The organism is Burkholderia sp. Ax-1719 (assembly GCF_011753055.1).
Classification (GTDB): Bacteria; Pseudomonadota; Gammaproteobacteria; order Burkholderiales; family Burkholderiaceae; genus Paraburkholderia.
In genome coordinates, this window is the sequence record NZ_VWWJ01000017.1 from 50,305 (window position 1) to 76,099 (window position 25,795).

Sequence of the window (25,795 nt, forward strand, 5' to 3'; positions counted from 1 at the left end):
CCGTGAATGTCCCCGCATCTTCGTCTTCAGCGCCGCGGGGACCGCGGCCGATCCGTATTGCCATCACGACCGGCGAGCCCGCCGGTGTCGGCCCCGAGCTGACGCTGGCGGCGCTGGCGGGCGCTTCGGCGCACTGGCCGGATGCCGAATTCGTCGTACTCGGCGACCGTGCGCTGCTCGAAGCGCGCGCAGGCGCAGTGGGCGTCGATCTGGCGGCTGTGCAGGCAGCCCAGAAGGTGAGCGTCGAACATCTGGCGCTCGCCGCGCCCGCGAAAGCTGGCAAGCTCGATGCCGCCAACGGCCCCTATGTGCTCGCGCTGCTCGACCGCGCGATCGACGGCGCCGTGGCGCAGGAATTCGACGCCATCGTCACTGCGCCCTTGCAAAAGAGCACGATCAACGACGCGGGCGTGTCCTTCACCGGCCACACCGAATACCTCGCTGAGCGCACTCACACGCCGCGCGTGGTGATGATGCTGGCGGGCACGGGCGCGCGGCCCTTGCGCGTCGCGCTGGCGACCACGCATCTGCCGCTCAAGGACGTATCCGCTGCAATCACCATCGACGGCTTGCTGGAAACGCTGCGCATCATTAATCATGATCTGCGTCAGCATTTCGGCGTGCCGACGCCGCGCATCCTTGTCACCGGTCTAAACCCGCACGCGGGCGAAAACGGCTATCTGGGCCGCGAGGAAATCGACACGATTTCGCCCGCGCTGGCCAAAGCCGCAGCCGAAGGCATCGACGCACGCGGCCCGTATCCCGCCGACACGCTGTTCCAGCCGCGTTATCTCAACGAGGCCGACTGCGTACTGGCGATGTTCCACGATCAGGGCCTGCCGGTCCTGAAATACGCGACGTTCGGCGAAGGCATCAACGTGACCTTGGGCCTGCCGATCGTGCGCACTTCGGTCGATCATGGCACCGCGCTCGACCTCGCCGGCACTGGCCGCGCGGACGCGGGCAGCCTGATTGCCGCCATCGACACCGCCGTTTCGATGGCGCGCCACCGTCGCGCCATTCAATAGAAGATCAAGATGTCCAATAGCAGCAAAGCCAGCAGCAAACATCAGGGCCACTTCGCGCGCAAGCGCTTTGGCCAGAACTTCCTCGTCGATACGCATATTATCGACTCGATCGTCGACATCATTCGCCCGCAGCGCGGCGAACGCATGGTCGAGATCGGCCCGGGTCTGGGCGCGCTCACCGAGCCGCTGATCGGGCGTCTGTCCACGCCTGAAGCGCCGCTGCACGCGGTGGAACTCGACCGCGACCTGATCGGACGTCTGACGAAGAAGTTCGGGCCGTTGCTCGAACTGCATGCGGGCGACGCGCTCGCGTTCGACTTCGGCTCGCTGGCGGCGCCGGGCGACAAGCCGTCGCTGCGCATCGTCGGCAACCTGCCGTACAACATTTCCAGCCCGCTGCTGTTTCACCTCGCCACTTTCGCGGAACGTGTGATCGACCAGCATTTCATGCTGCAGAACGAAGTGGTCGAGCGCATGATCGCGGAGCCGGGCACCAAGGCGTTCAGCCGCCTGACGGTGATGCTCCAGTACCGCTACGTGATGGACAAGGTGCTGGACGTGCCGCCGGAGTCGTTCCAGCCGCCGCCGAAGGTGGATTCGGCGATCGTGCGGATGATTCCGTTCGCGCCGCATGAGTTGCCGAAGGTGGACGAGAAGATTCTCGGCGAGATGGTGACGGCGGCGTTCTCGCAGCGCCGCAAGATGCTGCGCAACACGCTGGCCGACTACCGCGAGCGCGTGGATTTCGACGCGCTGGGTTTCGATCTCCAGCGTCGCGCGGAGGATGTGCCGGTCGAGGAATACGTGCGCGTCGCGCAAGCGCTGGGCGCAGCGGCAGGAGAGGCGGCGCCGCAGTGAGCGCCGCTTTCCTTGGGGCAAGGCTTAGGCGGCGCGCTGCGCCTCGTAAGCCTTGAGCTGGCTGTAGACGATGCGCAGCACCGACAGCTCGCTCGACGCGCGTTGCGCCGCGCCGCCACGGCGGATCAGATCGCCAAGGATGTGATCCGCCTCGATGCGCGAACCGTTCTGGACATCGCGCAGCATCGACGCCGTGAGCGTCGAACCCGTTGCGAACAGCATCGAGCGCGAACGTTCGAGAAAACTGTCTCGCACCGCATGACCGTGTTCGGCGGCCACGGCGCGGCATTCCGCGAATAGACGCTCGACCGTTGCCGCGCCGTCTGGCGTAGCGACGATGACGCCCACCGGCGCGCGGAAGAGGCACGTGCTGCCCGCGAGCGATGCCAGAAACACCCACTTTTCCCACATCTCCTGCAGGATGCGCTCGCTCGCCTTCAGGTTGAAGCCGGCGTTGCTGAACGCCGCGCTGATCGCTTCCACACGCGCTGAGACGCCGCCGCCGAGTTCGCCGAAGGTGATCGCATGGGCGTCATTCAGATGGACGATCTCGCGCTTCTCATTGAGCGTCGAGGCGATCAGACAGACGCCGCCGAGCACCGCCTGGGTGCCGAAGCGCGCCTGCAGGATATCCAGATGGCGCATGCCGTTGAGCAGGGGCAGGATCACCGTTTCAGGACCGACGGCGGCGGCGAAGGATTCGATCGCGTCGTCGAGGTCATAGGCCTTGCAGCTCAGCAGCACGAGATCGAAGGGCTGCACGCCGGGCGCGGCGAGCGCTTCGCGCGTGAGCGTCTGCGGATCGCGCAGCGTCAGATCGCCGCCGGCCGGACTGCGGATCACGAGACCATCGGCGCGCAATTGCGCCGCGCGCGCCTCGCGCACCAGAAACGTGACGTCGCGCCCAACGGCGGCAAGCCGCCCGCCGAAATAGCCGCCCGTCGCGCCTGCACCCACTACCAGAATCCGCATGTCCACTCCTATGTTTTCTGTCGTCGTTCGCAAAACTGGCTGCACGGCGTTGCCTGTTGCGTGGCTGCGCGCACGGCCATTTCGGGATGGCGATCATCCTAGAACAAATCGGGCCGGTTTGCCGGAGACGGCTCGCGCGCGCCAGCGGCCCGGCGTCGGCAGGGCAGGAAAGATTTTGGTAGAGTCCCGCTTTTGACGATGGCAAAAAACTGGAGTCCCCCATGCGCCTTTTGCACACGATGATCCGGGTCGGCGACCTGGACCGCTCGATCAAGTTCTACACCGAATTGCTCGGCATGAAGCTGCTGCGCCGCGAAGACTATCCCGATGGCAAGTTCACGCTGGCTTTCGTCGGCTACACCGATGAGCGTGACGGTGCGGTGATCGAGCTTACGCACAACTGGGATACGCCTTCGTATGACCTCGGTACGGGCTTCGGCCATCTGGCTGTCGAGGTGGAAGACGCTTACGCGGCTTGCGCGAAGATCAAGGAGCAGGGCGGCACGGTAGTGCGCGAAGCCGGCCCGATGAAGCACGGCACGACGGTGATCGCGTTCGTGACCGACCCGGATGGGTACAAGATCGAGTTTATTCAGAAGAAGTAAGGCGGTTTTTAGGGGCGGGATGGGAGAGATCCGATGCCGCTCGCAATGAACGTTGCCAAGTCGACGAAAAATTCCGGATGGGCCGAAAATAGAATGAGAATATTGGCCTGATCTGAAGAAATTTAATATTTGATTTAAGAAGTTAAAATCTGGATTTGTAGATTCAACACCCATATCAGAGCGTGTTGAGCTTGTCGCGAGGCAGCCCAGGCCGCTGATGACGACTTTCTCTGACTTTTTCTAAAACTTTTCGGCATCCTTATTTATAGATAGTGCGCGTGTTCGCCATTCTCGATGGCTACACATCGAATCAATATTTGAGATATCTCGATTGAATCCGAAGGTAATTCGGAGTCGTCCTATATACGTGAAATCGGTGGAAGACGAGAATTGCCCTTTCAGTATGCGAGCAGAAGGGCACTTAATGATGTCATCACTTTCCCAGCCATCGTGTTGCGCAGCGCTTAAGAATCATTTTGTGTTTCGGGAGATTAATGGCGCAACGTTGAACGGTCAGTCCGTGCCATATCTGGCTGGTGAGATCTCTGCGAATCGTGCGAAGCAGGATACGTCATCTAGCGTTCATGTCTGCCCTGGCTTGACCCGCATGATCGCCTGAATCAGACCAGCGCAATTTCTACGGATATGCCGCGACTTTATCTCTCAGAAAAAAATCGTATGCACCTGGCAACTCCCGGTAATGCTTCTGTCTTCGTCCGAAATGGCGGCATGTTTGCGCGCCTGTCGGATGTGATGGCGATCGCGGGCGGCGCATTCATTGCGACGCATACACCTAGTTTTGACGGTGGCGACGGATATGACAGCGCGCTCGTTGCAATCGCGATGTTGCTGGCGCTCATGATCTGTCCGTCACTCGGTCTGTATCAAATCGGCCGTCGTCATCTCTTCTGGCGCTGCGTGTGCCTGCCCGTCTTGGTTTGGCTGTCTGTGCTCGCCGCAGCATGCGCATGCGTCGTGGTCCTTCACAAGCCATATCGGTTCAATTGGGGATGGCTTGGAGAATGGGCGATCCTCACTAGCGCTGGCGTGGTCGGCTGCAGGCTCGCGGCGCACGCGTTCTGTCTACGCCTTGGCGGTCTGGATGTAGAAACCAGGGGCGTTGCTGTGGTGGGAAGCGCGGCGTATTGCAGAAATCTTATACGCAAGGTGGACACGACATCCGGCTCCGTCTACCGGGTTTCCGCCGTTTTCAACACGAAACCGGCAACAGACGCGCTCGCGACTGGTTTGCCGACATTCAGGGATCGCGAAGCGTTTGCCTCGTACATCCGCAAACTTCAGATCGCCGAGATCTGGCTGGCGCTTCCGCTTTCGGAAGAGCAAACGATGCTCGAATTCATCGAGTTGTTCCGCAATGACCTGATCAACATCCGCTTCATTCCGGATGTCAGCGCGCTGGTTCCGTTCGACTCCGGAATGGCGGATCTCGATGGTACGTCGGCGATCAACTTGGTGGCATCGCCTATCGCGGCACATTCTCTATTGGGCAAGGAAGTATTCGACCGCCTGTTCGCGCTGTGCGTAGTGTGTGGGCTTTCGCCGATCCTGCTGGTGATCGCTCTTGCGGTGAAGCTGACGTCGCATGGGCCGGTGTTTTTCAAGCAGCGTCGCAAGGGCGCGAATGGGAAGATTTTTAATATCTACAAGTTTCGGAGCATGCGCGTGCATACCGAGGTCGCCGGCATGGTCAGGCAGGCGACGCGAAATGATCCGCGCGTGACGCGAGTAGGTGCGTTCCTGCGTCGCACGAGTCTGGATGAATTGCCTCAATTTCTGAATGTGCTGCGGGGCGAAATGTCGGTGGTCGGGCCTCGTCCTCACGCTATCGAGCACGACAAGCTGTATCAGGACATCGTGGATGGATATATCCATCGCTATCGCATTAAGCCGGGCATTACGGGCTGGGCGCAAGTCAACGGTTTTCGTGGCGAGACTGACCGCATCGAGAAGATGCAAGGGCGTGTCGCGCACGATCTTTATTACCTCAGCAACTGGTCTTTCTGGCTCGATATGCGAATTGTTGCGGCGACGATCTACAAAGGGCTCATACATCGCAATGCTTATTGATTGCTGAAATGTGGAATTGGTGAAGCAAATGAAAAGGTTGTTTACTCAGTCGGCAAGCAACACGGTAAGCCTTGGCGCGCGTCGGATCGTCGTTCCGGGTGTGGCTATCGCGCTGAGCGCAATGCTGGCAGCATGCTCGGTCGCTCCGGGAATGCGCATGTCAACGTCCGCCCGGTCGGAGTCTGATACTGCAAAAGTCGCTGGCACGGCCGGCGCGACGCGCGTGGTCGATGCGAGCAAATCCACGCCCGAAGTGCCGATTACCGAACTCGACGTCGAGATGGTGCGGCGGATGCAGGAAGCACGGTCTAGTGAGCAACAAGCTCAGCTAACGCTTCTGACTACCGCGCCACAGGCCTACACCATTGGAGTGGGTGATGTATTGCAGATTGTCGTATGGGATCATCCCGAGATTGCGGCGGCGCTAGGAGGAGCGCAGTCGCAGGCATCGACGCGACCCGGCGACCCGTATTCGGGCTTCGTGGTGGATCAGTCCGGCAATCTCAATTTCCCTTACGCGGGAACGATGCATGTCGCCGGACTACGCACAGAGGAAGTGCAGGTACGGTTTGCAAACGCATTGGCGAAGTATTTCGTCAAACCACAAGTGACGGTGCGAATGGCTTCGTACCGTGCACATGAGGTTTATGTCGATGGTGAAGTGCGCAACCCGGGTGTCGTGGCGGTCAACGATGTGCCGATGTCGCTATATGAGGCAATCGCGCGTGCCGGTGGTTTCGCTGAAACCGCCGACCAGAGCGATCTCGTGCTGGTGCGCAAAAATGTCACTTCGCACATAAACTTGACGCAAATGCTGGCGCGCGGTGTCAGCCCGTCGCACCTTTATCTTCGTCCAGGCGACGTGCTGCGCGTGACCGCGCGCGACGAGAACGACGTGTACGTGATGGGTGAGGTCAACAAGCCCGTTTCGGCCAGTCCGCGCCGTAGCGGACGCATTACCCTGGCCGACGCCATTGCGCAGGCAGGCAGCGTAAATTCTTCAACCGCTGATGCTGCGCAAATGTTCGTCATTCGCGGCACGCTTAGCGGGACGCCGCAGGTCTTCCACCTTGACGGGCGATCGCCTGTGGCTATGCTCGTCGCCAAGGAGTTCGACTTGCAGCCTAAGGACATCGTCTATGTCGATGGCAACGGTCTTGTTCGCTTCAATCGCGTCCTGACGCTGCTCATTCCAGCCATCAATGCAGGGTTAACTGCGGGGTTGGTTGCGAAATGAGCACAAGTACTTCCGAAGTCAGCTGCGTCGCTGAACAGGGTGGGATGGTATGAAGCGTCGTCGCCTGCTCGCATCGACAGTTGGCGCATTTGCGGGTGTGGGCGTACTGGGTTGCCATCATTCAGTTGCCGAGCCAGTCGTTGCGCGTGGTAGTGGACCCAATTTCTATTGGATCCACGACTTCGCAAAGACCGGCGACGATGACGCCACGATGCTGCAACGAGCGATCGATTTCGTTCGCGACATCGCAATTCGAGCGAGCGATACCTCACACTTGCCTGCATTGTTCTTGCGCGCTGGGCGTTACGATTTGGCTCACACCATTGAGACCGCGCCATGGATCAAGCTGTGTTCAGTCGGGTCGGTGTTGTTCGACTTTACGCATCTGGCACCGGATAACGATGGCTTCGTCTGTCGCAACGAAACTTCGTTGCCTGCCACGCTGCTGAGATATCCCGGTGATCGCTCGCCTTTTCTGGACGGCACAGGCGGAACGATTTCAATACTCGGACCTGGCGTCGATCGATCCGGAGGCTGGGGTGTCGTGATGGGTAACCGGGGCACGAGCTTTCCCGGCGCCGTACGCGACGCGGGTGGGCGAAACGTGGTCATCAGCGGCTGGCGTGGCGCATTGCGCCTCGATCCGATCAATATGTATCTGAGCAGCTGGTTCTCCTCGAGATTCGAACAGAACAGGGAAGAGGGCATTTACGCCTCGCATTCGACTGCGCTTCGGGCTGTGAACAGCGGAGAGCGCCTTACGTTCATCGACTGTGCGTTTGCAGGTTCGAACTGTGCAGTGCGTGTCGACAGCGACAGCATGGATTTCGTGTTCGACAGTTGCTCATTCGATTTCAACGGCGACGTGATCAAGCTCGATCGGGGCGCTTCCTCCGGGACGGTTTCGCTCCATCACTGCCATGTGGAAGGTATCGACAACCTGCTGGTTAATGCTACCCATGCTGGCGACCATCTGCGCGTCGTGATCGAAAACTCAATCGTGTTGCCTCGCTACTGGAAGAAAAAAACACTGTGCAACGCGCCTCGCCTGCTTGTTGCGGGTAACACGCGTTTCGCTGCGTCAGCAGTCGAGTGGCGTTTTGAGGCTCTCTCCATTGCACCGATCGTCGCGCTGATCGGAGACGAGGTGCATGTCGAGCACCTGAGCGGGCAATCATTCCAGAGAATTGCAGCGTTGCCGTGGCGCGGCTCGGTGCGCAATGCTGATAGCGACTTTCAGTGTGATCCGTTGCAGACCGCTGCCGATGTGCTGACGCATTGGACGATATCGGGTGCCAAAGGCAAGTTGGCGCGTCCGTCGCCGTCCTTTTCGACGCTCGACGCCGGCGCACGACGGCAGTTGCTGTTGCTTGATGTGCCTCCTGGAAAGGCCCCAATTGAATTGAGCACCAAGACTCCGTTTTCGGTTCGGTCTGGGGAGCAACTGGTTGCTCAATGCACGATCGCTGGCGTCGCTGAGGTCAGCATTCAATACCGTTTCACGGATGAAGCTGGGAACGTCATGAATGCACGCTCCTTTCCCAACGGAGACAGAAAATTTCCTGTTGTGCGTGCAACGGTTCCATCAGGGGCAACGCGTTGCCAGATCTTACTTGCACTCACGGCCGACGGATCAGCGCTTGAGGTTGCGAGTGCGGCTGTATGGGGCGTTTGACGTTCAGGAATGGTGGGTATGCGTGGCATCCAGATCAGTAAAAAATCGAGAAGAGACGTCGATGTTTTCTAACGTAATCATCCTTTGCCACGCCAATGTGTGTCGAAGTCCCATGGCAGAAGCGCTCTTCAAACAAATTTTCCCGTCTATTCGAGTCACCTCGGCAGGCTTCGCGGTTGAGACGGGGAGACTGGCAGCACCGTTTTCGGTTGATGCGATCAAGGAATGGGGTATTGATATCAGTGGGCACAAGGCAACGCGGATCACGCGCAATCTGGTTCGTGACGCTGATCTGATCTTAACGATGAGCCGCAAGCAGGTAGAGGATCTGCATCGGATGTTTCCTTTTTCGCATGGACGGGTCTTTCGGATTGGACATTTCCTTGACGCAGATATCGAGGATCCGGTCGATTGTGATTTCGAGAAATTTCGCGCGTGCCGGGATCTGCTGGAAGGTGCCATTGCGCGATGGTCAATGTATCTTGGGGAAGAAGCGATTCATTTCTCGAGTTCTAAAACTGGGAATGGGAAATGAACGTGGAAAATCATTTGCGCTCGCCCGAATCGGGCGAGCAGGAATTTAATTTAGCCGCTTTACTAGACGTCTTTGTCATCTATCGGCGCATGATGCTTTGGGTGTTCAGCGTCGTCTTGGTGTTGGGGCTTGGCGCCGTCTTCCTTTCAAACCCTGTCTACGAAGCAGACATCCTCACGCAAGTGGACGAGAGCGACGCCAGCACGACGGCGTCGTCATTGCTCGGCCAGGATATTGCGGCGATGTTCAATGTGAAATCGTCGACCGATACGGAAACACAGATCCTCCAGTCACGGCTGATTGTTGTCGCGGCGGTCGATAGCCTTAGACTTTTCATCGATGCCGAGCCGGTACGCCTGCCGGTCATCGGGAATGCCATTGCGCGCAACACTAAAGGGCTCTCGAAACCGGGTCTGTTCGGTTTCGGAGGCTTCACGTGGGGTCAGGAAAAAATCGATATCGCGCGTTTCGATGTGCCGGACGATTATGAAGGTGAGGTTTTCAATCTGACTCTTCTCGAACAGGGCAAGTATCGCCTCTCCGGTTCCGGCCTCGACAGGGACGCCGTTGGTCAGGTTGGACGAAGTGATACGTTTCTCACCGAGAGTGGCCCCATCACCCTGAACGTTGGGGCGGTGGCTGGACAAGTGGGTGCCAGGTTCAAGATCAGCCGCGAATCGAGGCTGGACGCGATCAACCAGCTTCAGCGCCAAATCTCAGTCAGCCAGCAGGGAAAGGACTCAAATATTCTCCGGGTTCGTCTTTGCGGTACCGATGCCGCGCGAATCACAGCCATCCTGAATGACATTGCTGGCCAATACGTCGAGCAAGACGAAGCACGCAAAAGAGAAGACGCGGAGCGCTCGCTCAAGTTTCTTTCCGGACAGGTTCTGGTGCTGCGCGAAAAGCTGGACACATCGGAGCGCAACTACGCCACGGCGCGACGTGCATTGGGTTCGGTCAATGTCGATGCAGAAGCCGCAAGCGCGCTTCAACGATCTGCTGACACTGACGCCGCATTGGCGCAACTGCAGCAAAAGCGGGCAGCAACGGCCGAACTTTACACTCCGAGTCACCCGAGCGTCGTTGCGCTGGATCGGGAGATCTCTGTTCTTCGGGTAGAGTCTGCAGTATTGTCCCAACGCATCAGTCGGTTACCGGATACTGAGCGACAGATTGTTCAGGCGGCCAGGGATGTCAAGGTTAACAATGAACTTTATGTAGGTTTGCTTAATAATATAGAGCAACTACAGTTGTTGCGTGCCGGGCGTATGGCGAACGTTCGCATACTCGATGTCGCCGTGATGCCGGATCATCCGATGCGCTTCCGACGTGCGATCCTTGCTCTTGCCGCGACCGCTTTCGCTGCGTTGCTTGCGATATGCGCGGCATGGATCAGGGATAAATTGCTTGGCGGGATCTCTGATTCATACGAGATTCAGCGGGAAACCGATCTCAAGGTGGCGTCGATCGTACCGCTTAGTCGTGCGCCGCGTTCAGGGGTATTGCGCCGAATCATCAAGGCGCGAAATGCGCGGATCCTTGCGCTTGCAGATCCGACCGATCCTGCAGTCGAGAGCCTGAGAAGCTTTCGGACTGCACTTCAGTTTTCGATGGCGGACGCGTCGAACAACATCGTCATGTTTATTGGTTCATCGCCTGCGCTTGGAAAATCGTTCGTTTCGTCGAACGTCGCGGCGTTGCTGGCAAACGCGGGAAAACGCGTCCTGCTGGTTGATTGCGATTTGAGGCGTTCAACGCTAAGCGCCGCTTTCGGCGTACACGAAGGAAAGGGGCTCAGCGACCTGATTGTAGGGGTGGCGAGTGTCGAGCAATGCGTGACGAAGATAGGCCATACGAATCTGGAATTCTTGGGTTCGGGAATGCCGAAGGAGAACGCTGGTGATCTTCTGACCCACCCGAACCTGTCTGACCTATTCAGGAAACTGTCGGCGACCTTCGACGTCGTGATTCTTGATACGGCGCCTGTGCTGGCCGTTCCGGACGCGGAGATTCTGGCCCCTTTGGCGAAGGGCAACGTGTTTGTGGTGGCGCGTGCCGGTGTGACCAGAATCGCTGCGCTGGAAGAGTGCGCGCGCAGGCTAGAAATGGTGGGCGTCGACGTGAACGGCGTGATCTTGAACGGTATCGATCCGCGAGCAGGTCAATTCCGCTACGGCGTTAAATACGGCAACTATCGATATGGGCGCGCCGAGCAGCGAGCGGCAGGTGAGAGTCGATGAGCAGGAAAGTTCGCGATGCATGGAGTGTCTCCCTGCTGACAGCTAGCGCGCTTGCATCGGCCGTATGTGCATTTGCTGTACAGGCGGCGCTTGCCCGAAACTTGACGCCAATGGAGTTCGGCAACTTCACGTCCGCGATGGCTGTTCTTGCGCTTATCGCGCCTGCTGTCGGATTCGGCCTCCCTGCGTACTGGCTCAAATTGTTCGGAACAGAAGGGTGGGCGGCGTTCCGATGGATGACTGCGTCACTGCGATTTGTGCTTTGCACCTCCCTGTCGTGTATTGCTGCGGCGATCGTCTGGGCATACGTACAAAGCACGGGAGTGAGAAACGACATCTTCATGATGTTGCCAGTCGTGCTGGCTCAAGCCGCCATTGAAATGGCAGCGGCGCGATTTCAGATCGAGGAACGATTTGGGTATGTGGCGATCTGGCAGGTTTTGCAGAATGGCAGTCGGATTGCTTTACTCATTGTATGCAGTTTCGTCTTCGTACGTAGTGAGTTCATTGCGCTGGGATTCGGTGCAATTGCAGCGATTACCACAGCTGGCGCATGGTTTTCGCTCGTTCCTTTGTTGAATGGAAAGGCGAATATCGTTGGTCACGGGGTTCGGCCTGCGTCCAGCGCCGCACCTTGTACAGGCGCCGAGCCGTCGATGTCCGTAGTGTGGCGCGGTGCCATGCCGTTCGGTGTCGCCAGTCTGCTTTTCTTTGCGTATGGACAGAGTGGAATCATCGTGCTTACGCATCTGGGGACCGCACGCGAGGTTGCGTCGTATAGCGTGGCCGTCACAATACTGTCGGGCCTCTATCTTGGACCGAACGTGCTGTTTCAGAAGTTGCTGATGCCGAGATTGCACCGGTGGGCGGCGCTTGGGGATGAAAAGCTGATGATTGCGTGGCGCAGAGGAAATATCTGGATGCTCGTTTTAGGCGTTCTGCTTGCCGTCATAACAGCTTTGGCAGCGCCATTTTATGTACCGGTGATATTCGGGGGAAAGTATTTTTCCTCCGTTCCTGTAGTTATCCTGATGGCTGTATGTGTGCCGTTTCGCTTCCTTACCACCAGTACGTCTTCGATTATGACCACGTCGAATTTGCTAAAGGTCAGAAATCTATGCGCGTTGGCGGCAATTGCCGCGAGTATCGCAGCGGCGTTTGCACTCATTCCATTTTGCGGAGTAAAGGGCGCGGCGTGGTCAGCCGTCATCGGTGAGGCCGTTTGGTCCATCTTGTCTATCTCAACCGCGCGTTATTACTTGCCGAGAATGATCATTAAGAACGCAATGATGCGACAACGTAGCATCGACAAAACTCTCGACCAGTCAGTCATCGCGCCGTCCGTGGATGCATGCGCTGGCTTCGTGGCAACGGCGGTTGACGCTATGGCTTCGGTGAGCGTAATCATTCCTTGCTTCAACTGCAGTTCGACGATCGAGCGTGCGCTCGAGTCACTTGCGCATCAGCGGCTTCGTCCGAAGGAGGTGATTCTCGTCGATGATTGCAGCACCGACGACACGCCTGAACAACTGAAAAAGCTGGCCGGATGCTACGAGGCGGGTTGGGTTCGTGTCATTGAACTGGAGCGAAATAGCGGCCCCGGACGGGCACGAAACATCGGTTGGGAAAACGCTTCGCAGCCCTACATCGCATTCCTGGACTCGGATGACGCGTGGGATCTCGAAAAGCTGGAAATCCAGTATGGCTGGATGATTCGCCACCCACACGTGGCTATCACCGGTCATCCTGTCGCTCAAATTGATGAAGCGGCTGGAGTCGTCGCTCGAGTTCTTCCGAAGGTCGATGAGCCCAAGCCCACGTCTCGCTGGCGAGTGCTCTTCTCTAACCGTTTCACTCCGTCGAGCATCGTGATGCGATCAGACTGTGTTGCGCGCTTTGATGAATCGAAGCGCCATGCTGAGGACTATTTCATGCTGCTTGAAGTGTTCTTGGTTGATGAGGGAATCGGCTATCTGTTCTCGACGCCGCTGTCCTATGTATTCAAGGCGCAGTTCGGCGCAGAAACGGGACTGAGTGCGCAGCTCTGGAAAATTCAGAAAGGTGAGCAGGATAACTATCGTCGCTTCTGGAAATCCGGCGCAATCAACTGGGCGGAGTGGGTGTGCTTTTCGCTGTTGAGCGCCGCAAAGTATCTACGACGATGTGCCGTGGCGCGAAAGATCGCATAGCAGAAACGGCAATCATTGGACGTGCCTGCATCAGGCGGGCGGTTATATGGCTTACTATATTTTCCCTCTTCTGTGTTTTTACCTGGGCGTCGCGCTCTGCATCAGCTATGGCGGGACCAGCGCGATCGTTATCGCGATCGCGTCAATTCCTATGGTGGCTCTCGTAGTATTGCGCGGTCATAGCGGAACAGATACTGCGGCTTATTACGACGCTTTCAGAGCACTTGGTGACGGCGGCGGCTATGGGGGCGAGCCACTCTTCAATGGCTACGCGTCGCTTTTGTGGGCAATTGATCCAAACCCCAGGTTTGTCGTAAATGGAATATCGCTCACGACATGCGTGCTGCTTCTGTGGACTATATACACGGATCGATATGGTGCATGGTTCGGTGGGCTATTGCTCGTTCCGGCGATGTTCTACGAATTGACGATGAATGTCATGAGGTTCGGACTCGCAACGTCGATATTTCTCATTGCTACGCGAGTGGCACCAGAAAAGCGTCCGGTGCGCTACGTGGTATTCGCGATGATCGGTACCGGTATGCATTTCTCTTCGATTCTGCTGTTTCTGATTTTCGTTGCTGTGACGCAACGAGGTAAAACGTTACTCATTGTTGGTTTTTCGTTTATTGCCGCTGTCGCGTCGCTTCTTCTTCCTGCCTATCTGGGTGACAAAGCGGGTCTCTACGGTGAAATGTCCGCGCCTAATGCATCGTCCGGATTAATGTTCCTGATTCTGCAGGGAATGATTCTGTGTGCGATGTTTTTAAATCGTCGTGATTTCGAGATTCCGAAGGCGGGATGGTGGATCTGTGGAATTCTTTGCATGGTCTTCTATGCGTTGACCCAGATCACCTACGCCGGAATTCGTTTTCAGTTACTGGATGTCGTTCTTCTGGTTGCGGTTATGTGGCGACAGTATCGACCTCGAACAGGACGAGTTAGTGCACGCATGATGGGGTGGGTGCTCTTGATCGGGATGGTCGCGTTGGCGGGGCGTATGCACAACATGCTGGATGAGGCGGGACGAACGGAGTCACCGTTTTTACCGTACCGATTTTCCCCAGCATTGGAAGAAATGGAGTAAGGGAATTATGCGACAGACCATTCTGCACGTGACAGAGGCGCTCGGAGGCGGCGTGCTTTATTGCATTGCACTGCTGGCCAATCGACAGGTCAGCGCGGGGGACGACGTGACAATCGTTCACTCGATACGGGTAGACACGCCATCAGAAGCGGAACTAGACAGGATTTTCGACAAGCGGATTCGTCGACGTGTAATCGATATGAAGACCAGCGTGGGACTTCATGATGCAGTGTCGATAGTTCGATTATTTCAGGAGATCCTGAAGGGTAGGCCCGACGTCATCCACCTGCATTCATCTAAAGCTGCGGCGCTCGGAAGAGTGGTTGCGCGCGTAATGGGCCTGTGTGACCGAACGATCTATTCGCCGCACGGATTCTCTTTCCTGAAGCAGGATATCCCCAGAAGAACGGCAAAGTTTTATCTGCTGGTTGAGCGTTTGCTGCATGCCATCGGCGGGAATATTGTGACCTGTTCGCGAAGCGAGCGCCAATACGCAAGCCGGCTATTGGGGCATACCAGGCGAATCGGCATGGTTGAGAACGCAGTCGATACGGCAGGCCTCGTGGCGCGGAAAGTGGCTGCAAACAAGCAGATAACAACGATATGTACATCAGGACGTGTGACCTATCAGAAAGCACCTTGGCGTTTTTCGAAGCTTGCCCAATCGGCTGCTCGTGAGAGTGGTGTTGACGCGCAGCGGAAATTCATCTGGTTTGGGGATGGTGACGCCGATTCGGTGAATACGTGGGTTGATAGGGGCGTGGTCGAATTGACAGGATGGGTCAAGACGGAGGAATTGCATCATCGACTTGCTGCGTGTGACCTGTTTGTTATTCCCTCGCTGTGGGAAGGCATGCCGATCGCCTTAATCGAAGCTCAGGCATTGGGGCTGCCTGCGATCGGAAGCCGCGTCGTTGGCAATCGGGATGTCATTCAACACGGTGTGACCGGTTTTTTGGCCAACAGCGACGACGAGCTGGCCGCGTACGTCAAGCGATTGGTCAATGATCCGCCGTTGCGGGCGCGTATGGGATCGGCTGCGCGGGAGAAAGCGCTCGAGCGATTCAGCAGCGACCGCCTGTTTCGTTCCTACGTGAGAATTTATCGCAATCTGATCAGCGCTGGGGTGCCGGAGACGCAAGCGCCAGCGTTTAGCAACTTGGTTCCAGGTGGAAGATTGAAATGAGTACTGGTGAAGTGAAGGAAGGGGCGCGTGAAATGCAATCCGTCGATGTCGCGGTACTGGAAAGCAGTGAGCAGGCGATGCGCAAGAAGGGGGGGGATAGAACATTCAGGATTTCCTTTCTTGGATTCTATGGCCGCAACAATTTTGGCGACGATCTATTCGGATTTATCCTTCAGGCGATTTGCGCTTCGCGGCGAGGTCTCGTCGCGCAAATTGTGGGTGCATCTGCCAAGCGGGAGCTGAAGGGCGCGTTCCGCCTGCCTGTCGTCCATCGATTCTGGATAGCAAGTGGCGTTGGCGGTGCGCTCGCTCGATGCCTGACATATGCTGTGGCAATTGTTCGCGCTGACGCCGTGGTCTTTGGCGGGGGAACGTTATTTGGCGCCGGCGCGTCGATTGGCTTTGCTCGATTCGCCACCCGTGTCAGTGGCGCGTTGGGGCGATCCGTTGCGGCGCTGGGCGTTTCCGTCGGGCCATTTAGCTCGGATGAGCGGCGTTCCGCATTCGCCGCCGTCATCAAGCGGCTGTCCTGCATTGCGGTTCGTGATAAATCGTCGGTAGAAGCCGTGCTTGAACTCGACGGGCGGCGGCCTGCGAATCTCTGTGATCTGGCTTTTTCTCTGCCGGCGATTTACACCCCTGCGTTAAATCGTGAACGCACGCGCACGTTGCTGGTATCGATACATCTGGACGACTATACCGACGCCGTGCTGGAAATATTGGGAGCGGTCGATCGCGCGGGCCTCGTGGACGAGGTGATGTTCGTGTCCCTCGATGGGGAAAGCGTGGCAGCCACCGGAGACATTGCGAGGCTCTTCAAACCGGAGCGAGTGCGTGTTAGCCGTTATCGCTACGACGGGTCAATCACAGAGGTCATCGACCTTCTCGCAAATGCTTCGTGCGTGGTGACGTCGAAACTACACGGGGCGATTACAAGCTACGTCTATCACGTTCCGGCGCTGCTTTTTTGCTATCAGCGCAAGTGCGTCGAGTTTTTGGACGATCGCGGTTTGCCGGGGCCGAGGGAGCCGTCGCCCACAGCAACCGACTGCGTGACCACGGTGACCAGCATGTTGACGGGGCAATGCGAGGCGCCTCGATTCGGCGGCGCAGCAGATCACCTCGAGGCATTCGGGCGCTTTCTCGACGACCTGAAAAGTGATCGTGCTGGCGAGGATGAGCGAGTCGGGGCTGCATGACGTTGGAATACAGCTGGACCGTGCCGGAAACGCATCAATGGGCTGACAGGTGCAAACTTGGTGCGGAAGGGAGACGTTGCTCCGCTGCGATTACATCCCCGGCACCATCTCCACCTGCTGCTCCTTCAACCGCTTCCTCGCATCGCGATACTCCGGAAAAATCGACTCCACAGTCTGCCAGAACCTCGGACTATGGTTCATCTCCCGCAGATGCGCGAGCTCATGCGCGACCACATAGTCAACGACCGAAAGCGGAAAGTGGATCAACCGCCAGTTCAACCGAATCCGCCCTTCGCTCGAACAACTCCCCCACCGAGTCATAGCCGAAGAAAGCGCATACGACCGAAACGTCACGCCCAGCCGCGCAGCATAAACCTGAAGCCTTTCCCCAAAGATCCGCGTAGCCTCACCCTGAAGCCACCCGGTCACGCGATCCTTGATCTGCTGCGCGTCCGCGTGAGGCGGCAGCGGTAAAGAAAGCACGCGTGCCTCAGCATCAAACGACAAAGACACAGCCCCCAGCCTTACCCGCATCGGCTTACCGAGATAGGGCAGCTGAGCCCCATCCCGCCACTCGACCTTAGGCAAAGCACGCTGCTCAACCCGCGTTTGCCATTCAATCAGCTTCGAAAAAATCCACCGCTGTTTCTCGGCAATCGCGTTCTCAATATCCGCAATCGTGACCCAGCGCGGCGCGGTAATCGTGAGCCCGCTCGCATCGATAGCAAACCCAATCGACTTCCGCGAAGAACGCTTCAACCGATACTGCAGCGTCCGCGCACCCAGTTCGAGCGTGCGCATGCGCGAGCCATCCGGCGCGAGCGGCGCAATCGGGGCCTTACGCGCCTTACCAGGCGTTGAACCAGAGGGAGGAGAGGATTCAGCGGACGGTGTCGCCACCGGCACCGCTACCGGCTCAGCAAAGAGCGGCAGATCAAGTTGCTGATGGTCAAGCGCCGCGGCATGGCGCGGCGTGGGGGACTTCTGCATCGTCAGGCCTGGAGCGGGAGGGCGTGTGCGGCCCGCGCGTCGGATGGTCGACCAGACGGCCTGGATAAACCGGATCAACCGGATAAACCGGCTCGATCCGGCGGGCCACCGGCCCCGGCCGTCAGATCTTCGCGGTGTTGGCCGAGGTGCCATCCGTTTCGCGGTACGCGTCCGGATCGATGCGGCGCATTTCGGCTTCGATCCAGGTTTCCACGCGCGTATTCACTTCGTCGGGCGTCAGCCCCTTGGTATCGATGGGCTTGCCGATCGACACCGTGACTATACCCGCATATTTGATGAACGAGTTACGGGGCCAGACGTGGCCGGCGTTGTGCGCGATCGGCACCACCGGCGCGCCCGTTTCGATGGCGAAGCGCGGGCCGCCCGTCTTGTACTTGCCGGTCTTGCCCACCGGAATGCGCGTGCCTTCCGGGAACATGATGACCCACGCGCCTTCGGCCATGCGCTGCTTGCCCTGGCGAATCACGGAAGTGAACGCGTTCTTGCCTTCCTTGCGGTTGATGTGAACCATCTTCAGCATGCCCAGCGCCCAGCCGAAGAACGGCACGAACAGCAGTTCACGCTTGAACACGTAGCACAGCGGGCGCGGCATCAGCGCGGGGAACGCCAGCGTTTCCCATGCCGATTGATGCTTGGAGAGCAGCACGGCCGGGCCGTTGGGCAGATTCTCCATGCCTTCGATGCGATAGCGGATGCCCACCAGCCAGCGCGACACGAACAGCGTCGAGCGGCACCAGCCCGCCGCCATCCAGTAACGTCGCGTGGGGTTCAGGAACGGAAACGCGATGAAGCACGCGGTCGCGTACGGCATCGTGTACACGATCAGGTAGATGAACAGCAGCAGGGAGCGGATGAAGCGCATCGGGGGAACCGTTCGGGGAAGCGGGGCGGCGGGGCGGCCTGAATCGGCGCGACGTAACGTCAGGCCGGGGCGTTGGAAAGAAAGTCCAGCGCGAAGGCGCGCAGGTCGTTGTGGATCTGCGTGCCTTCGGGCAGGCCGCCCGCCGCGAGCGTTTTCTGGCCTTTGCCGGTCAGCACCAGGTGCGGGCGGCAGCCCAGCGCAGCGCCCGCTTCGAGGTCGCGCAGCGAATCGCCCACCACGGGCGTTTCAGCGGGATCGATCTCGAACCGGTCGGCGATCATCTTCAACATGCCGGGCTTGGGCTTGCGGCAGTCGCAGTGATCCTGCGAGGTGTGCGGGCAGAAAAACACGGCGTCGATGCGTGCACCCACGGCCGCAGCCTGGCGGTGCATCTTCGCGTGCATTTCGTTGAGCGCGGTCGTGTCGAACAGGCCCCGGCCGATGCCGGACTGGTTCGTTGCGACCGCGACGCGATAACCCGCCTGGTTCAGGCGGGCGATCGCTTCGAGGCTGCCCGGCAGTGCGACCCATTCGTCCGGCGACTTGATGAAGGCGTCGGAATCGACGTTGATCACGCCGTCGCGGTCGAGGATCACGAGCTTGCGGCTGGAGCTTGTCGGCATGGTGTCGTGTCAGTGTTGTCGTGTCACGACGGCCATTACGCCGCGAGGCGCGAGATGTCGGCCACGCTGTTCATCTGGCGATGCAGTGCCTTGAGCAGCGCGAGGCGGTTGGCCCGCAGCGCCGGATCTTCGGCATTGACCATCACGTCGTTGAAGAACGTGTCCACGGTCTCGCGCAGCGCCGCGAGTGCGGTGAGCGCGCCCGTGTAATCGCGTGCGGCCAGTTGCGACTCGACACGCGGCGCGACCTGTTCGAGCTGGGCGTAGAGCGCTTTTTCGGCGTTTTCCGTCAGCAGGGCGATCTGCACGCCGCCGTCTTCGGCACCCTCGGACTTCTTGAGGATGTTCGAAATACGCTTGTTGGCCGCGGCCAGCGCCGCTGCTTCGTTGAGCGCGGCGAATTCGCGCACGGCGTCCAGACGCGCGATCACGTCGTCGAAGCGCGTGGGGTTCAGGGCCAGCACGGCGTCCACTTCCTGCGCCGCATAGCCGCGCTCGCGCAGCTGGCCGCGCAGACGGTCCATGCAGAACTCGTAGATCGCCTGCGTCGATTCAGCGACTGCCGTGTTGCCCGCGAATTGCGCGTAGGTGGTGCGCAGCAGTTCGACGAGGTCGAGCGGCAACTGCTTTTCGACGAGGATACGCAGCACGCCCAGCGAGTGGCGGCGCAGCGCGAACGGGTCTTTCTCGCCCGTAGGCGCAAGTCCGATACCCCAGATGCCGACCAGCGTTTCCAGCTTGTCCGCGAGCGCGACGATGGTGCCCGTGGGCGTGCCCGGCAACTCATCCCCGGAGAACCGCGGCTGGTAGTGCTCGGAGCACGCGATGGCCACTTCTTCCGCTTCGCCGTCGTGGCGTGCGTAGTAGGTGCCCATCGTGCCTTGCAGTTCCGGGAACTCGCCGACCATGTCGGTCAGCAAGTCGGCCTTCGCGAGGCGTGCGCCGCGTTTTGCCAGCGCGACATCCGCGCCGCACATGTCGGCGATCGCGCCGGCGATGGCTTCGAGGCGTTCCACGCGCTGCAGCGTCGAGCCGAGCTTGTTGTGATAGACCACGTTCGCGAGCAGGGGCACGCGGTCGGCCAGCGTCTTCTTCTTGTCCTGCTCGAAGAAGAACTTGGCGTCGGCCAGACGCGGGCGCACGACGCGCTCGTTGCCTTCGACGATCTCGACGGGCGTGGCCGTTTCGATGTTCGAGACGATCAGGAAGCGCGAACGCAGGCGGCCTTGATCGTCGGTCAGCGCGAAATACTTCTGGTTCGTCTGCATCGTGAGGATCAGGCATTCCTGCGGCACTTGCAGGAATTCGTCCTCGAACTTGCAGGCGTAGACCACCGGCCATTCGACCAGCGAATTCACTTCGTCGAGCAGCGATTCGGGCATGACGACGCGGTCAGCGCCCGCCTGCTCGGTGAGTTGCGACTGGATTGCCGCGCGGCGCTCAGCGTAGCTCGCGATCACGCGGCCCTTGTGCTGGAGCGTGTGGGCGTAGTCGTCGGCGTGCGTGATGGCGATCAGGCCTTCCGAGAGGAAGCGATGGCCGCGCGTGGTATCGCCGGCGTCGACGCCGAACGCGCTCACCGGCACGATCTGTTCGCCGTGCAGCGCGATCAGTCGATGCACCGGGCGCACGAACTGCACGTCGCTGCCGTCCGGGCGCTGGTACTTCATGACCTTGGGAATCGGCAGCTTGGCGAGCGCTTCGTCGAGCACGGCTTGCAGGCCATCGGCGAGCGTGGCGCCCGGCGCCGAGTAGCGCAGGAAGAACGCTTCGTTCTTGCCGTCGCTGGCGCGTTCGAGATCGCCCACCGGGAAGTCGGGGAAGCCCAGCGCCGCGAGTTTCTTCGCGAGCGGTGCGGTGGGCTGGCCGTTGGCGTCGAGCGCGACCGACACCGGCAGCACTTTTTCGCGCACCTGCTTTTCAGGCGCGACGGCGCGCACGTTCTTGATCGTGACGGCCAGGCGGCGCGGGGTGGCGAAGCGTTCGAACGACAGGTCGCCTTCAATCAGGTCGCGCGCGGCGAGGCGCTGCGCAATGCCTTCGGCGAATGCGTCGCCCAGGCGCGCGAGGGCCTTGGGCGGCAGTTCCTCGGTCAGCAGTTCGACGAGGAGGGTGGCTTGATGAGCTTGGGTCATTGTTGTCGGAGATCCGGTCATTCCTCGCCGAACTTGCGTTCGACCTTCAGCGGCGGCGCCCACGCGGGCATCGCAGCGTCCTGTTCGTCGGTGGTCAGGCCCGGCACGCCGTGCACGGGATTGCCGAGCATCGGGAAGCCGAGCTTTTCACGCGACTCGTAGTACGACTGCGCCACGCTGCGCGAGAGCGTGCGGATGCGGCCGATATACGCCGCGCGTTCCGTCACGGAGATGGCACCGCGTGCGTCGAGCAGGTTGAAGGTGTGACCGGCCTTGAGCACCAGCTCATAGGCGGGCAGCGCGAGCTGCTGTTCCATCATGCGCTTCGCTTCGCTTTCGTACGCGTTGAAGAACGTGAACAGCAGGTCGACGTTCGCGTGCTCGAAGTTGTAGGTCGATTGCTCGACTTCGTTCTGGTGATACACGTCGCCGTAAGTGAGGCGGCGAATCTCGGGGCCGTTCGGGCCTTGCTCTTCCCACTCGGTCCATACGAGGTCGTAGACGTTCTCGACCTTCTGCAGATACATCGCGAGACGTTCCAGACCGTAGGTGATTTCGCCGAGCACCGGTTTGCAGTCGATGCCGCCCACTTGCTGGAAGTAGGTGAACTGCGTCACTTCCATGCCGTTGAGCCACACTTCCCAGCCCAGACCCCAGGCGCCGAGCGTGGGGTTTTCCCAGTCGTCTTCCACGAAGCGCACGTCGTTCTGCTTCAGATCGAAGCCGAGTGCTTCGAGCGAGCCGAGGTACAGGTCGAGGATGTTTTCCGGCGCGGGCTTGAGCACCACCTGGTACTGGTAGTAGTGCTGCAGACGGTTGGGGTTCTCGCCATAGCGGCCGTCCTTCGGGCGGCGCGACGGCTGAACATAGGCGGCTCGCCACGGCTCGGGGCCGATTGCGCGCAGGAAGGTATGGACGTGCGAGGTGCCCGCGCCGACTTCCATGTCGATCGGCTGGAGCAGCGCGCAGCCCTGCTTGTCCCAGTAGGACTGGAGCGTCAGGATGATTTGCTGAAACGTGAGCATGTGTGCCTGCAGTGTCTGCGGTGTCTTTTAGGGCGGGAGACGCGGGTTGCGGCGGCAGGCGTAGCCCGCGCGGCGACCGGTGCGTGGCGGCCAGGTGCTGAAACGTTGAATTTTACCGGATTGGCGCGGCCTTGAGACCGGCGCGGGGTTGGCGCGCCGGTTTTGCAGCTTGTTTGCAGCCGATCAGTTCTTCTTCCGGCCGGCGTTGCGTCCAGCGCGCGCCGGACCGAACGCAAAGCCGAACGCCAGCATCAGCAGCGAAATGGCGATCACCGTGTTGTTGCCGCTCGTCACGTAGGGCGTGAAACCTTGCGTGCCCGCGATGCGCACGTCGAGCGAGCCCACCGTGAACGTCGGCAGGCGCGCGATCACATTGCCATGCGCGTCGATGGCGGCGGTCGCGCCGGTGTTGGTCGCGCGCAGCATCGGCCGGCCGGTTTCGAGCGAGCGCATGCGGGCGATCTGCAGATGCTGGTCGAGCGCGATGGTGTCGCCGAACCACGCCAGATTGGTCGAATTCACGAGGATGCCAGGCGAAACCGGGTTCTCGCGCACGGTGCGGGCGATTTCCTCGCCGAAGATGTCCTCGTAGCAGATATCGACGGCCACCGGCTGGTTATGCACGAGGAACGGCGGCTGCACCGGGCCGCCGCGCGCGAAATCGCCCAGCGGAATGTTCATCAGGTTCACGAACCAGCGGAAGCCCCACGGCACGAACTCGCCGAACGGCACGAGATGGTGTTTGTCGTAGCGGTACAGGCCGTTCTGGCCCGGCGTCACGCCGAACAGGCTGTTGGTGTAATCGACCACGCGGCCTTCGGGCGTGATCGTGCCGCCCACTGCGCCAAAGAGGATCGACGTGTGCGTGCCGTCGGCGAAGGCGCGGATGTCGCGGCCGAACTTCTCCGGGATCTCCTGCACCAGCACCGGCACGGCGGTTTCGGGCGTGACGACCAGATCGGCGGGCTTTTCGGTGATGAGCTTCTGGAATTCGTTGAGTGCGTCCTGCGTGCCGGCCTCGGAGAACTTCATGTCCTGCTTGACGTTGCCTTGCAGCAGGCGCACGTCGAGCATGGCGTTTTCCGGATGCGTCCAGTTCACGCGCGGCAGCAGCAGCCCGGCGACGATCACAACCACCGCCATGCCGAGCGCCGTCAGCGCACTTTTGCGCGTCGCGCGCAGGCTCACGAGTGTCTGTACGAGCAGCGCCGCGACCAGCGCCAGCACCCAGCCCACGCCATACACGCCGACGATCGGCGCGAAACCGGCCAGCGGCCCGTCAACCTGCGCGTAGCCGCTGGAGAGCCACGGAAAGCCCGTGAAGATGTAACCGCGCGCCCATTCGCCGAGCGCCCAGGCGCTGGCGAACGCGAAGGCGCCGTGCCACGTCGGCGAAAACGGTTGGGCGTCGATGCAGGCGTCGCGGTTCTTGCGCGCGTGTCCGGCGCAGAAAGACCAGAGCAGCGCGGCCAGCGCCGGATAAAGGCCGAGGTAAAGCGAGAACAGCCCGAGCGCCGCGCCCGCGAGCGGAGCGGGCATGCCGCCGTAGAAGTGCATGCTCACATACAGCCACCAGACGCCGGTGACGAAATTGCCGAAGCCGAACGCCCAGCCCGTGAACAGTGCGCTTTTCCAGCCCGTCGTGCGCGTGAGCCAGAAGTAGAAAACGGCGAAGATCGCGATTTCGAGCCAGCCGCCATGCGGCGTCGGCGCGAAGGAAAGCGTGTTGAGCGCGCCCAGCGCGAGCGCGGCGAGGTAATGCCACGCGGGCACGCTGCGGCTGGCGGGGAGGACGGCGCGCGCGGCGTCGCGCGTGCGGGAATCGATTGGTTCGGCCATGAGTATGCTGTGACTGCGGTGCGGCTGCAGGCGCGCTCGGGGCGCGGTTGTGTTGCGTTTCGAAGGCTCGCTGCACGCACGGCGCACAGCGAGCGCAACGATAGCATTTTCGCGCGACAGGAATTTGCGGTGTCGGCGCGGTATCGGATGAATCGTCCTGGGGATCGATCGCCAGAAGCAAAAACGCCGGCGCAAAGGCCGGCGTTTTTTACAGTGCAGGGCGCGAAATCAGGTGCCCGGCGGCGCCAGCAAGGCTTCGCGCTGACCGGCCATCGGGTCGCGGCGCACCAGCAGCATGTGCACCTGACGGGCGTCGGCGCGCAGCACTTCGAAGATCAGATCGTCGATGCGCACTTTCTCGCCGCGATGCGGCACGTGCCCGAAATGATTCGTGACGAAGCCGCCGATCGTATCCACTTCCTCGTCCGAATAATGGGTGCCGAACGACTCGTTGAACTGCTCGATCTCGGTCAGCGCGCGCACGCGGAAGCGTCCGTCCGGCGAGGCGATGATGTTGCCGCTTTCCTCGTCGAAGTCGTACTCGTCCTCGATATCGCCGACGATCTGCTCCAGCACGTCTTCGATCGTGATGAGACCGGCCACGCCGCCGTACTCGTCCACGACGATGGCGATGTGATTGCGGTTCTGGCGGAAGTCGTGCAGCAGCACGTTCAGGCGTTTCGACTCGGGGATGAAGACGGCCGGGCGCAGCATGCCGCGCACGTCGAATTCCTCTTCGGCGTAGTAGCGCAGCAGGTCTTTCGCCAGCAACACGCCGATCACGTTGTCGCGGTTGCCCTCGTAGACCGGATAGCGCGAGTGCGCCTTTTCCAGCACGAAGGGGATGAAATCGTCGGGGCTCTCGGCGATGTTGATCGCGTCCATCTGGGCGCGCGGCACCATGATGTCGCGTGCGCACAGCTCGGAGACCTGGAACACGCCTTCGATCATCGACAGCGAATCCGCGTCGATCAGATTGCGCGCGTGGGCGTCCTGGAGGATTTCGAGAAGCTCGCTGCGCGAGTCGGGCTCGGGCGAGATGAGGTCGGTCAGCCGCTCAAGAAGTGAGCGCTTTTCCTGCGGTTTGTCGGTCAATCGTCGACTGGGATAGGAGTCGTTCATGGTGGTGCGCCCTTGGCCTGTCGAGGCCGGACGCGCTGTTGCGGAAGGGAAAGGATACATCATGCGTGTGGCGCGGCCATGTATGGCACGTCACGCAGGTCATCGTATCGCAGATGTCGCGCGCTCGCCCCCTGGAAAAAAACGCCAATGGGTGCGGTGACGAAAAGACAGTTCCCTCCCTTTTTGATGGATTTTTTGTTGGTCGTCAAACTCTACGTGGCTTGCTGGCGTTGGGCTTTCCGCGATGCGGCTTAATGGCCGCGGAGTTAAGACACA

General features: G+C 60.0%; 20 protein-coding genes. 12 read left to right on the forward strand and 8 right to left on the reverse strand.

Going from position 1 to position 25,795, the window contains the following annotated elements; translation table 11 throughout:
* The first annotated feature begins 2 nt into the window (after nt 1-2).
* Together pdxA and rsmA are read left to right on the forward strand one after the other, a co-directional pair.
* On the forward strand, nt 3-1,028 hold the full coding sequence (gene pdxA, locus F3J17_RS24250) for a 4-hydroxythreonine-4-phosphate dehydrogenase PdxA (RefSeq protein ID WP_167064923.1): 1,026 nt from the start codon (nt 3-5) through the stop codon (nt 1,026-1,028).
* A 9-nt stretch (nt 1,029-1,037) separates the two neighbouring features.
* Nucleotides 1,038-1,886 (forward strand): 16S rRNA (adenine(1518)-N(6)/adenine(1519)-N(6))-dimethyltransferase RsmA, encoded by an 849-nt coding sequence (gene rsmA / locus F3J17_RS24255; RefSeq protein WP_167064925.1) that lies wholly within the window; start codon nt 1,038-1,040, stop codon nt 1,884-1,886.
* A 24-nt stretch (nt 1,887-1,910) separates the two neighbouring features.
* On the opposite strand, the gene panE is transcribed toward rsmA, so the two are convergent.
* Nucleotides 1,911-2,858 (reverse strand): 2-dehydropantoate 2-reductase, encoded by a 948-nt coding sequence (panE, locus tag F3J17_RS24260; RefSeq protein WP_167064928.1) that lies wholly within the window; start codon nt 2,856-2,858, stop codon nt 1,911-1,913.
* Nucleotides 2,859-3,079: 221 nt separating this feature from the next.
* On the opposite strand from panE, the gene gloA reads away from it, so the two are divergent.
* From gloA to F3J17_RS24310, 10 genes are all read left to right on the forward strand, one after another.
* On the forward strand, nt 3,080-3,463 hold the full coding sequence (gloA, locus tag F3J17_RS24265; protein ID WP_167064931.1) for a lactoylglutathione lyase: 384 nt from the start codon (nt 3,080-3,082) through the stop codon (nt 3,461-3,463).
* A gap of 678 nt (nt 3,464-4,141) precedes the next feature.
* A complete protein-coding gene (locus F3J17_RS24270) occupies nt 4,142-5,551 on the forward strand; it encodes an undecaprenyl-phosphate glucose phosphotransferase (protein WP_167064934.1) in 1,410 nt (469 codons plus the stop codon).
* 28 nt (nt 5,552-5,579) lie between these two features.
* The gene (locus F3J17_RS24275; protein ID WP_240161149.1) at nt 5,580-6,788 is read left to right on the forward strand and encodes a polysaccharide biosynthesis/export family protein; all 1,209 of its coding nucleotides are present in this window, start codon (nt 5,580-5,582) and stop codon (nt 6,786-6,788) included.
* A 49-nt stretch (nt 6,789-6,837) separates the two neighbouring features.
* Entirely contained in the window at nt 6,838-8,463 is a 1,626-nt protein-coding gene (locus tag F3J17_RS24280) for a hypothetical protein (protein ID WP_167064937.1), read from the forward strand.
* 61 nt (nt 8,464-8,524) lie between these two features.
* Entirely contained in the window at nt 8,525-8,998 is a 474-nt protein-coding gene (locus F3J17_RS24285) for a low molecular weight phosphotyrosine protein phosphatase (RefSeq protein ID WP_275692923.1), read from the forward strand.
* Entirely contained in the window at nt 8,995-11,241 is a 2,247-nt protein-coding gene (locus F3J17_RS24290; protein ID WP_167064943.1) for a polysaccharide biosynthesis tyrosine autokinase, read from the forward strand. The genes F3J17_RS24285 and F3J17_RS24290 overlap by 4 nt, the downstream gene beginning before the upstream one ends.
* A complete protein-coding gene (locus tag F3J17_RS24295; protein WP_167064946.1) occupies nt 11,238-13,430 on the forward strand; it encodes a glycosyltransferase in 2,193 nt (730 codons plus the stop codon). Before F3J17_RS24290 ends, F3J17_RS24295 begins: the two co-directional genes overlap by 4 nt.
* A 46-nt stretch (nt 13,431-13,476) precedes the next feature.
* Complete coding sequence (locus F3J17_RS24300; RefSeq protein ID WP_167064949.1) at nt 13,477-14,517, forward strand: EpsG family protein; 1,041 nt, start codon at nt 13,477-13,479, stop codon at nt 14,515-14,517.
* A gap of 7 nt (nt 14,518-14,524) precedes the next feature.
* Nucleotides 14,525-15,703 (forward strand): glycosyltransferase, encoded by a 1,179-nt coding sequence (locus F3J17_RS24305; RefSeq protein WP_167064952.1) that lies wholly within the window; start codon nt 14,525-14,527, stop codon nt 15,701-15,703.
* The gene (locus F3J17_RS24310; protein WP_167064955.1) at nt 15,700-16,902 is read left to right on the forward strand and encodes a polysaccharide pyruvyl transferase family protein; all 1,203 of its coding nucleotides are present in this window, start codon (nt 15,700-15,702) and stop codon (nt 16,900-16,902) included. The genes F3J17_RS24305 and F3J17_RS24310 overlap by 4 nt, the downstream gene beginning before the upstream one ends.
* A 90-nt stretch (nt 16,903-16,992) precedes the next feature.
* Here the strand turns inward: F3J17_RS24310 and F3J17_RS24315 are convergent, their stop codons facing one another.
* From F3J17_RS24315 to F3J17_RS24345, 7 genes are all read right to left on the reverse strand, one after another.
* On the reverse strand, nt 16,993-17,892 hold the full coding sequence (locus tag F3J17_RS24315) for a SprT family zinc-dependent metalloprotease (RefSeq protein ID WP_167064958.1): 900 nt from the start codon (nt 17,890-17,892) through the stop codon (nt 16,993-16,995).
* A 121-nt stretch (nt 17,893-18,013) separates the two neighbouring features.
* The gene (locus tag F3J17_RS24320) at nt 18,014-18,775 is read right to left on the reverse strand and encodes a lysophospholipid acyltransferase family protein (RefSeq protein WP_167064961.1); all 762 of its coding nucleotides are present in this window, start codon (nt 18,773-18,775) and stop codon (nt 18,014-18,016) included.
* Between the two features lie 59 nt (nt 18,776-18,834).
* On the reverse strand, nt 18,835-19,398 hold the full coding sequence (gene gmhB, locus F3J17_RS24325; RefSeq protein WP_167064964.1) for a D-glycero-beta-D-manno-heptose 1,7-bisphosphate 7-phosphatase: 564 nt from the start codon (nt 19,396-19,398) through the stop codon (nt 18,835-18,837).
* Between the two features lie 35 nt (nt 19,399-19,433).
* Entirely contained in the window at nt 19,434-21,533 is a 2,100-nt protein-coding gene (glyS, locus tag F3J17_RS24330) for a glycine--tRNA ligase subunit beta (protein WP_167064967.1), read from the reverse strand.
* Nucleotides 21,534-21,550: 17 nt separating this feature from the next.
* Nucleotides 21,551-22,558 carry a glycine--tRNA ligase subunit alpha gene (gene glyQ / locus F3J17_RS24335; protein WP_167064970.1) on the reverse strand — a complete coding sequence of 336 codons (1,008 nt, stop codon included), beginning with the start codon at nt 22,556-22,558 and terminating at the stop codon, nt 21,551-21,553.
* Between the two features lie 183 nt (nt 22,559-22,741).
* On the reverse strand, nt 22,742-24,397 hold the full coding sequence (gene lnt, locus F3J17_RS24340) for an apolipoprotein N-acyltransferase (protein ID WP_167064973.1): 1,656 nt from the start codon (nt 24,395-24,397) through the stop codon (nt 22,742-22,744).
* 228 nt (nt 24,398-24,625) lie between these two features.
* A complete protein-coding gene (locus F3J17_RS24345) occupies nt 24,626-25,519 on the reverse strand; it encodes an HlyC/CorC family transporter (RefSeq protein WP_167064976.1) in 894 nt (297 codons plus the stop codon).
* Nucleotides 25,520-25,795 lie beyond the last annotated feature (276 nt).

Coding starts and splice junctions, on each gene's coding strand:
- rsmA (WP_167064925.1), top strand. CDS start 1,038: ATGTCCAATAGCAGCAAAGCCAGCAGCAAACATCAGGGCCACTTCGCG.
- panE (WP_167064928.1), bottom strand. CDS start 2,858: ATGCGGATTCTGGTAGTGGGTGCAGGCGCGACGGGCGGCTATTTCGGC.
- gloA (WP_167064931.1), top strand. CDS start 3,080: ATGCGCCTTTTGCACACGATGATCCGGGTCGGCGACCTGGACCGCTCG.
- F3J17_RS24270 (WP_167064934.1), top strand. CDS start 4,142: ATGCACCTGGCAACTCCCGGTAATGCTTCTGTCTTCGTCCGAAATGGC.
- F3J17_RS24275 (WP_240161149.1), top strand. CDS start 5,580: ATGAAAAGGTTGTTTACTCAGTCGGCAAGCAACACGGTAAGCCTTGGC.
- F3J17_RS24280 (WP_167064937.1), top strand. CDS start 6,838: ATGAAGCGTCGTCGCCTGCTCGCATCGACAGTTGGCGCATTTGCGGGT.
- F3J17_RS24285 (WP_275692923.1), top strand. CDS start 8,525: ATGTTTTCTAACGTAATCATCCTTTGCCACGCCAATGTGTGTCGAAGT.
- F3J17_RS24290 (WP_167064943.1), top strand. CDS start 8,995: ATGAACGTGGAAAATCATTTGCGCTCGCCCGAATCGGGCGAGCAGGAA.
- F3J17_RS24295 (WP_167064946.1), top strand. CDS start 11,238: ATGAGCAGGAAAGTTCGCGATGCATGGAGTGTCTCCCTGCTGACAGCT.
- F3J17_RS24300 (WP_167064949.1), top strand. CDS start 13,477: ATGGCTTACTATATTTTCCCTCTTCTGTGTTTTTACCTGGGCGTCGCG.
- F3J17_RS24305 (WP_167064952.1), top strand. CDS start 14,525: ATGCGACAGACCATTCTGCACGTGACAGAGGCGCTCGGAGGCGGCGTG.
- F3J17_RS24310 (WP_167064955.1), top strand. CDS start 15,700: ATGAGTACTGGTGAAGTGAAGGAAGGGGCGCGTGAAATGCAATCCGTC.
- F3J17_RS24315 (WP_167064958.1), bottom strand. CDS start 17,892: ATGCAGAAGTCCCCCACGCCGCGCCATGCCGCGGCGCTTGACCATCAG.
- F3J17_RS24320 (WP_167064961.1), bottom strand. CDS start 18,775: ATGCGCTTCATCCGCTCCCTGCTGCTGTTCATCTACCTGATCGTGTAC.
- gmhB (WP_167064964.1), bottom strand. CDS start 19,398: ATGCCGACAAGCTCCAGCCGCAAGCTCGTGATCCTCGACCGCGACGGC.
- glyS (WP_167064967.1), bottom strand. CDS start 21,533: ATGACCCAAGCTCATCAAGCCACCCTCCTCGTCGAACTGCTGACCGAG.
- glyQ (WP_167064970.1), bottom strand. CDS start 22,558: ATGCTCACGTTTCAGCAAATCATCCTGACGCTCCAGTCCTACTGGGAC.
- lnt (WP_167064973.1), bottom strand. CDS start 24,397: ATGGCCGAACCAATCGATTCCCGCACGCGCGACGCCGCGCGCGCCGTC.
- F3J17_RS24345 (WP_167064976.1), bottom strand. CDS start 25,519: ATGAACGACTCCTATCCCAGTCGACGATTGACCGACAAACCGCAGGAA.